Raw genomic sequence first — 7,293 nt, forward strand, 5'->3', positions numbered from 1 at the left:
CGGCTTCGGCGCCCGCCCCCTCATCCTCCTCAGCCGGCTCCTGCCCGACCGGACCTTCGACGCCCTCATCAAGCGAGGCTCCGGCGTACCGGCCTGACACCCCACCTCACGGACAAGGCCTACCAATGCCCACACCCGCCGAGACCCGGCCCCGAGCCCTCTTCGTGCTCTCCTCCGCCCGAACCCTGCCGCTGAGCAGGCCCACCGACCACCCGGGCATCCCCACCGGATTCTTCCTCGTCGAACTCGCCGCGGTCATGGCCGCCTTCGAGGACGACTACGACTTCGTTCTCGCCACTCCCGACGGCAACCCGCCCCAGCTCGACATCAACGGCCTGGCGCTCAACTTCCACGCCGGCAGTCGGTTGGGCAGCGCTACCGCACGCACCACCATCCAACGGGCCACGAAGCACTCCACCCCTGAGGCACTGCGTGCCAAGAACCCCGACCTGCTGGAACGCCGCGATGCGGAGCTGGCCCTTGCCCGGCGTCACCTCGGACGCATCCCGGTCTCCGAGGCCCTGCCCAGAACCGACAGCGAGGCCGTCTCCATCAGGGACGACGTCGTCGCAGGTTTCGAAGCCCTGCCGGAGCACCACTACCACTCGATCCCCGAGCTGATCCGACGGCACCGTGACCCGGACGACGACTTCTCCCTCGACAGCTTCGCGTTCGTCCACATGCCCGGCGGACACGCCCCCATGGTCGACTTCCACGACAACCCGTGGATGGGCGAACTGCTACACACCCTCCACGAAAGCGCTGTGCCGATCTCGCTCATCTGCCACGCCCCCGTCGCGATGACGTCCGCCCGCTACCGCGTCGACGACGAAGGCACCGTCACGACCGATGAGCAGCACCGGTTCAGGGGTGCGCGCCTCACCACCGTTGCCCGGTACGGCGAGCGGATGATGCTGGAGCTCCAATACCCCAAGGTGCCCGGCGAATCCACCCGCCTGCCCTACTACGTCGACGTCGCCCTGGATGCGGCCGGCTACGACGTCGACCTCACCCTGAACCCTTCCGCGGCCAAGGTCGTCTGGGACGACGAGCACACCCTGCTGACCGGCAACGGACCCCAGTCCGTCGACGCCCAGACCGAACACCTCCTGCGGATCACCGGGCGGACCCGGACGCCCTGACCCTTGATCTCCGGGGCCCGGCCGGATCACCACGCCCACCGGCGAGCCAACGCCGGACCCCCTGAGAGGCATCCCTGACCGACGGGTCTGCACCGAGAACAGGCACGGGCCCGCGGCGCGACATAGGATTTGCCAGCTGGCCTGTGGTCCCACGGATCACCGCCAGACCCGCGCCGGACACCGCTCTGCTCGACGGAGATGTCCGCCCTCCCGACGCCACCGCGTCACAGCCCGTCCCCCTCACCGCGGTCACAGCACCAGCCGGATGACGTCCGCGTCGGCACCCGCAAGCCGAACACCTGGACCGACGGTCCCACCGGCACGGAACCGACCGCCACCGTCGACCCCGGCAGCGCCATCGGCGGCGACCTGCGCAGCTACATCGACCGACCCCTTCGGCCACAGGGCACGGTCAGCCGTCCCCCGATCTCCAGCTCTCGGCCGGCGTCGTCATGGGATCCGGCAGGACAACGGATCGACCTCCTTGCCGAACCGGCCCCGCCCCGAGGCCTCTTCGCGCCCGCCGACCGAAGGGCGAGCACAAACATGACGACAGATCACCAAGACCTGTCCACGACGAGAAGGAGAACAATGCAATACGTGAAACTGGGCAGGAGCGGACTCGATGTCTCACAGATAGCCCTGGGCGGCATGTCCTTCGGAGACCCGAGCCGAGGTCAGCACTCGTGGACACTGGACGAGGACGACAGCCGCACCGTCATCCGCCGGGCACTCGACGCTGGCATCAACTTCTTCGACACGGCCAACCAGTACTCCGACGGTGCAAGCGAAGAGATCCTCGGACGTGTCCTGACGAAGGAGACACGCCGGGACGAAGTCGTGATCGCGAGCAAGGTGTTCGCCCCGATGCACGACGGCCCCAACTCATGGGGCCTGTCACGGAAGTCGATGATGACGGAACTCGACGCCAGTCTGAAGCGGCTCGGGACTGACTACATCGACCTCTACCAGATCCACCGCTTCGACCCCCGCACTCCGCTGGAGGAGACCCTCTCCACGCTCGACCAGATGGTGCAGTCCGGAAAGGTCCGCTATCTGGGCGCGTCATCGATGTACGCCTGGCAGTTCGCGAAGGCCCAGTACACCGCCGACCTCCACGGCTGGCACCGCTTCATCAGCATGCAATGCCACTACAACCTCCTGTATCGCGAGGAGGAGCGCGAGATGCTCCCCTTCTGCTCGGACCAGGGCGTCGGCGTGATTCCGTGGAGCCCACTCGCACGCGGACGGCTGACCCGTCCCAGGGGACAGGAGACGGCCCGCACACGCGACGACAAGTACGGCCAGGTCCTGTTCGACGCCACCACCGACGCCGACCAGCGGATCATCGATCGAGTGGCGGACCTGGCGGAGCGCCGCCGCCTCCCCGCGGCACAAATCGCCCTCTCCTGGGTCGCCGGTCGCCCCGGCGTGACCGCGCCCATCGTCGGCGTGTCCAAGAGCTCCCAGCTGGAGGACGCTCTCGCCGCGCTCGACGTGCAGCTCACCGACGACGAAGTCGCCTTCCTCGAAGAGCTCTACGTCCCACACGAGGTCACAGGTCTGCTGTGACCGCGTTGCCCCGGCTGATGCAGCCTGCGCATGCCGCACTGCCCGGGTCAGGGGAGCCCACGGCACAAACGCGCACGCCGCACAGACAGGCAGCCTGGTAGACCAACAACCCGAAAGTTCGTTAGAGGAGGCATTTCCCGATGAGCGTGACGCATGTCCATCACCTGAACTGCGCGTCTCTGCGCGGTCTGTCGGTACGGGGCCGGCACCTCGTCTGCCATGTGCTGCTGCTGGAGACCGAGCACTCGGGGCTCGTCCTGATCGACACGGGCCTGGGGACCGCCGACTACGCCGACCCGATCGCCCGCCTCGGCAGCGACTTCGTGCGGGGCTACGCCCGTCCGGAGATCGACGATTCGCTCGCCGCCGTCCATCAGATCCGCGGCCTGGGACTGGACCCGAAAGATGTGCGTCACATCGTCCAGACTCATCTCGACCTCGATCACGTCGGCGGCCTGTCGGACTTCCCAAACGCTGCGGTCCACGTGCATGAGACCGAGCTAGAGATGGCCGTGAGCCGACCGTCCTTCAAGGCGCGCCGCAGATACCGGCCGGGTATGTGGGCGCATGGTCCGGACTGGCGGACCTACCGGCACGGCGGTGAGGAGTGGTTTGGCTTCGATGCTGTGCGGGAACTGCGAGGACTCCCCCCGGACATCCTCCTCGTGCCGCTCTTCGGCCACACCCATGGACACTGCGGTGTGGCCGTCAGCAAGGGCGGTGAATGGATCCTGGCCGCCGGAGACGCCTACTTCGACGCCCGTGAGATCAAACAGCCGCGACGCAGGTGCGCACCAGGCCCCGCCCTGTTCCAGATGGCAGTCACCACAGAATTCACCAGCCGCCGGCAAAACCAGGACCGCCTCCGCGCACTGCACACCGACCACCCCGAGATCGAGATCTTCGCGGCGCACGAGCCCTTCGAGTACCTCCGCCTCCTCGAACCCGCCGACACCCCGGCCCACAAGAAGTTTCCCTCCGGTCCCTGAGAACCCCGAAAGCAACCAACCAGCGCGTCTCCGCACACGAGGACTAAAGGGTGTTGCACAAGGCTCTGAGCTGGGCATCTCTTCTGTATGGCTGGGGTTTTACGTGCTGAGCGGGTGTGGGTGGAGACGTTCACGGGGCTGCGGGTGACGCAGTTCTCGGGTTGAAGGTGGTGCGGGAGCGGGGCGGCAACGGCACGCTGCGGGGCCGGCCGTGGTCGCTGCCGCTGGCCGAGCGGGTGCTGATGGTCGCGGTGTACTACCGCACGAACCTGACCATGCGGCAGCTGGGCCCGCTGTTCGGCGTCTCTTCCTCGACGGTGTGCCGCGTCATCCGGCGGCTTGGTCGGTTGCTGGCGCTCGAGTCCGTCTGCCGCCCGGCTGATGCGGCGGACCGGTTGTGGATCGTGGACGGCACCCTGGTCCCGGTCCGCGACCGGCACGTGGGCTCATCGTCACGCAACTACCGGTTCTCCGCGAACGTGCAGGTCATCGTCGATGCCGACACCCGCCTGGTGATCGCCGCCGCACGCCCGGTGCCGGGCACCACCGCGGACGCGCACGCCTGGCGGGCCTCAGGGCTGGCCGAGCACTGCCAGGGCGTGACCGTTCTGGGTGACGGCGCCTACCTCAACTGCCAGATGGTGGTGCCGCACCGCAAACGCCCGCACCGGCCTCTGCTGCCGGGCGAGGAAGCCGACAATGCCGCCCACCGCAAGGTGCGTGCCCGGGTGGAGCATGTGATCGGCCGGATGAAGAACTACAAGATCCTCCGCGACTGCCGGCAGCGCGGCGACTGCCTCCACCACGCGGTCCAGGCCGTCGCCCTCATGCACAACCTCGCGCTCGCGTCATGACCAGAAGACTGCCTCCACGGGCCCTGACCTGCCCGAACACCGCCTTGTGCAACACCCTTTAGAGCAGTCGCCTGAACCCTTTCTAACCTGGTGGGAGTGTAAATCTAACGGCGGATCCGACGATCATGGGAGAGACGTCAAGTGACTGATATCGCCGTGGAGTTGGGGACCGTGGAGCCTGTCGAGCAGGACTTGTCCGGGCCGCCCGTGCCCGTGTCGGACGAGCAGTTGGTGGCGATGCTGGTGGAGCGGGCCCGGTCAGAGGGACTGCAGCTGACTGGGCAGGGCGGGCTGCTGCAGCAGCTGACCGAGCGGGTCCTGGAGTCCGCTCTGGAAGGTGAGATCGCTGATCACCTCGGCTACGAGAAGCACGGCTCAGCCGGCCGGGGCAGTGGCAACTCCCGCAACGGAGGCCGGGCCAAGACCGTGCTGACCGACGTCGGACCGGTCGAGATCAAGGTTCCGCGTGACGTGTCGGGCACGTTCGAACCGCAGATCATCAAGAAGTGGCAGCGCCGGCTGACCGGGGTCGACGAGATGGTTCTGTCGTTGTCCGCGAAGGGGCTCACGCACGGCGAGATCGCCGCCCACCTGGCCGAGGTCTACGGGGCCGAGGTCTCCAAGCAGACCATCTCCACCATCACCGACAAGGTGATGGAGGGCATGACCGAGTGGCGGAACCGGCCGCTCGACCGCGTTTACCCCGTTTTGTTCGTCGATGCGATCAACGTCAAGATCAGGGTTCTGGCGACGATCTTGTGATCCGGACGCTTGTGCAGGTCGTTTCAGATGTTCGCGATCATGCATCGCGTGCTCTCGTAATGTGCTGTTGGAGTTGTTTCCCTACCTGTCCGCGTTGCTGATCGAGGAGGTCCAGCGGCGGCCCGACAAGGTGGTGCTGAGGACGCGCGCGCGAGCGACGACCGCGGCTTGCCGGTGCGGCCAAAGCTCGGCACGGGTGCACGGCCGGTATGTACGCCGGCTGCGTGATGTCGCCGTGGGCGGGCTCGGCGTCGTGATCGAGTTAGGCATACGCCGCTTCCGCTGTGAGAACCCTGCCTGCACGGCGGTGACGTTTGCCGAGCAGATCGCGGGACTGACCACCCCGCACAGCCGACATACCCCGCAGCTGCGTGGGGTGTTGACGCAGATCGGCCTGTCCCTGGCCGGGCAGGAGCCCGTTTGGCGGCCGCGGTCGGCCTCACCGTGGGCAGGGATACGCTGTTGCGGCTGGTCAGGTCCCTGCCCGAGCCGGAGATCGGCGAGGTGGAGATCCTCGGGGTCGACGACTTCGCCTTCGGCAAGGGCCGCCACTACGGCACGGTCCTGATCGACATGGCCACGCACCGTCCGCTGCACATCTACGACGGCCGCGACGGGGAGGACCTGGCCGCCTGGCTCCGCGATCACCCAGAGGTGAGGGTCATTTGCCGAGACCGTTCCAGCGGTTACGAGGAGGGCGCTCGGGTCGGGGCGCCGCAGGCCGAACAGGTCGCGGATCGCTATCACCTGTGGGCCAACCTCGGCCAAGCGGTTGAGAAGACGGTCAACGCCCATCGCTCCCACCTGACCGAACCGCCTCCCGGCTCAGTCTCCGGCCCCGACCTCGTGGAGGTGGAACCCGAGGTGGTCCAGCCGCCGAAAGAGCTGAAGATCGTGATCCGGCTGCGTGAGCAGCATGCTGCCGCCCACGAACTGTGGCAGCAGGGGATGTCGAAGGCGGCGATCGGCCGGAAGCTCGGGCTGCACCAGGCCACCGTCCGCAAACTGGTCAACGCACGCTCCGCCGACGATGTCGTGGCCAAGAACCTCCAACGAGCGCATGTCGTTGATCCGTACGTCGGCTACCTGCACCGGCGCTGGAACGAGGGCGTCAGAAACGCTGCCCAGCTCTACCGGGAGATCAAGCAACTCGGTTATTCCTGCGGCGAGTTGGCTGTTCAGCGGCATCTGCGGCGTTACCGGACCGGGCGCGGACACGCACCCGATCCGGGACCGAAGCCTCCCTCGGTCCGCGAGGTCACCTCCTGGATCATGACGCACCCCGAGCACCTGCGGGACGAGGACGCTGACAACCTGCACCGGTTGCGTGAGCGTGATCCTGAACTTGACCGGCTCACTCTTCACGTCAGGAAGTTCGCCGCGATGATGACCGGACGGCACGGCGACCGCCTCGAAGACTGGATCATCGACGTCGAACAGGACAGTCTGGCTCCGCTTGCGGGCTTCGCCCGCAACCTCCGCCGCGACTTCGACGCAGTCCGCAACGGGCAAGTTGTCGCTTCAGCAAGCCGCCTTGATCGAGCGGCGCCGCCACCAGCATCGGGGCGGACCACGCCAGCCCGGCACCCGCGGAGGCGTCTTCCGGCAGAAGATCACCGATGCCGAACGCCTCCTGGCCGCAGTCCTCTACGAGCGCAAGCTCGGCACCCGACAAGTCCTGGCAGACGCCTTCGGCGTCAGTCTCGGCACCCTCAACAACGCGCTCAAAGACGCCCAACCCGTCCTCCGCGAAGCCGGAATCACCCTGCCTCCCGCCCAGACCCGCTTCGCCACCGGCGCCGAACTGCTGGCATCCATCGACCCAACACGCCGACAGGTTGATTCTTTACGGCTCCATCTGCTGCGGAACTCGTTCCGCTACGCCGCCCGTCAGGACTGGGACAAGGTCGCCAAGGCTCTCAAGCCCGTCTACACCGCACCCGGCGAGGACGCAGCCACGGAACGCTTCCTGGA

The 7,293-nt window shown here is 67.2% G+C and carries 4 protein-coding genes and 5 pseudogenes; all 9 read left to right on the forward strand.

All coding sequences use genetic code 11. The annotated features are described in order from the left end of the window. Positions 1-125 precede the first annotated feature (125 nt). Positions 126-1,142: a type 1 glutamine amidotransferase family protein gene (locus tag ABT070_RS45700; protein ID WP_351769244.1), complete on the forward strand. Its 1,017-nt coding sequence runs from the start codon at positions 126-128 to the stop codon at positions 1,140-1,142. A 591-nt stretch (positions 1,143-1,733) separates the two neighbouring features. After that, entirely contained in the window at positions 1,734-2,714 is a 981-nt protein-coding gene (locus ABT070_RS45705; protein ID WP_351769246.1) for an aldo/keto reductase, read from the forward strand. Positions 2,715-2,854: 140 nt separating this feature from the next. Continuing rightward, entirely contained in the window at positions 2,855-3,703 is an 849-nt protein-coding gene (locus ABT070_RS45710; RefSeq protein WP_351769247.1) for an MBL fold metallo-hydrolase, read from the forward strand. 87 nt (positions 3,704-3,790) lie between these two features. Continuing rightward, positions 3,791-4,557, forward strand: a pseudogene (locus ABT070_RS45715) (transposase family protein). Positions 4,558-4,794: 237 nt separating this feature from the next. Further along, positions 4,795-5,298, forward strand: a pseudogene (locus tag ABT070_RS45720) (transposase); the annotation flags it as partial. Then, positions 5,276-5,887, forward strand: coding sequence for a transposase family protein (locus ABT070_RS45725; RefSeq protein WP_351769249.1), 612 nt, complete (start codon positions 5,276-5,278; stop codon positions 5,885-5,887). The pseudogene ABT070_RS45720 and the gene ABT070_RS45725, both read left to right, overlap by 23 nt. Then, positions 5,782-6,765: pseudogene (locus ABT070_RS45730) on the forward strand (ISL3 family transposase); the annotation flags it as partial. The gene ABT070_RS45725 and the pseudogene ABT070_RS45730, both read left to right, overlap by 106 nt. A gap of 64 nt (positions 6,766-6,829) precedes the next feature. Beyond that, a pseudogene (locus ABT070_RS46395) lies at positions 6,830-7,161 on the forward strand (ISAzo13 family transposase); the annotation flags it as partial. 10 nt (positions 7,162-7,171) lie between these two features. Then, positions 7,172-7,293 (forward strand): annotated as a pseudogene (locus ABT070_RS45735) (transposase); the annotation flags it as partial.

It is taken from the genome of Streptomyces sp. NPDC002884 (assembly GCF_040295245.1).
Taxonomy (GTDB): Bacteria; Actinomycetota; Actinomycetes; order Streptomycetales; family Streptomycetaceae; genus Streptomyces.

Bases quoted from the DNA above. Each gene is read 5' to 3' on its own strand.
- ABT070_RS45700 (WP_351769244.1), top strand. From the start codon at position 126: ATGCCCACACCCGCCGAGACCCGGCCCCGAGCCCTCTTCGTGCTCTCC.
- ABT070_RS45710 (WP_351769247.1), top strand. From the start codon at position 2,855: ATGAGCGTGACGCATGTCCATCACCTGAACTGCGCGTCTCTGCGCGGT.
- ABT070_RS45725 (WP_351769249.1), top strand. From the start codon at position 5,276: ATGCGATCAACGTCAAGATCAGGGTTCTGGCGACGATCTTGTGATCCG.
- ABT070_RS45705 (WP_351769246.1), top strand. From the start codon at position 1,734: ATGCAATACGTGAAACTGGGCAGGAGCGGACTCGATGTCTCACAGATA.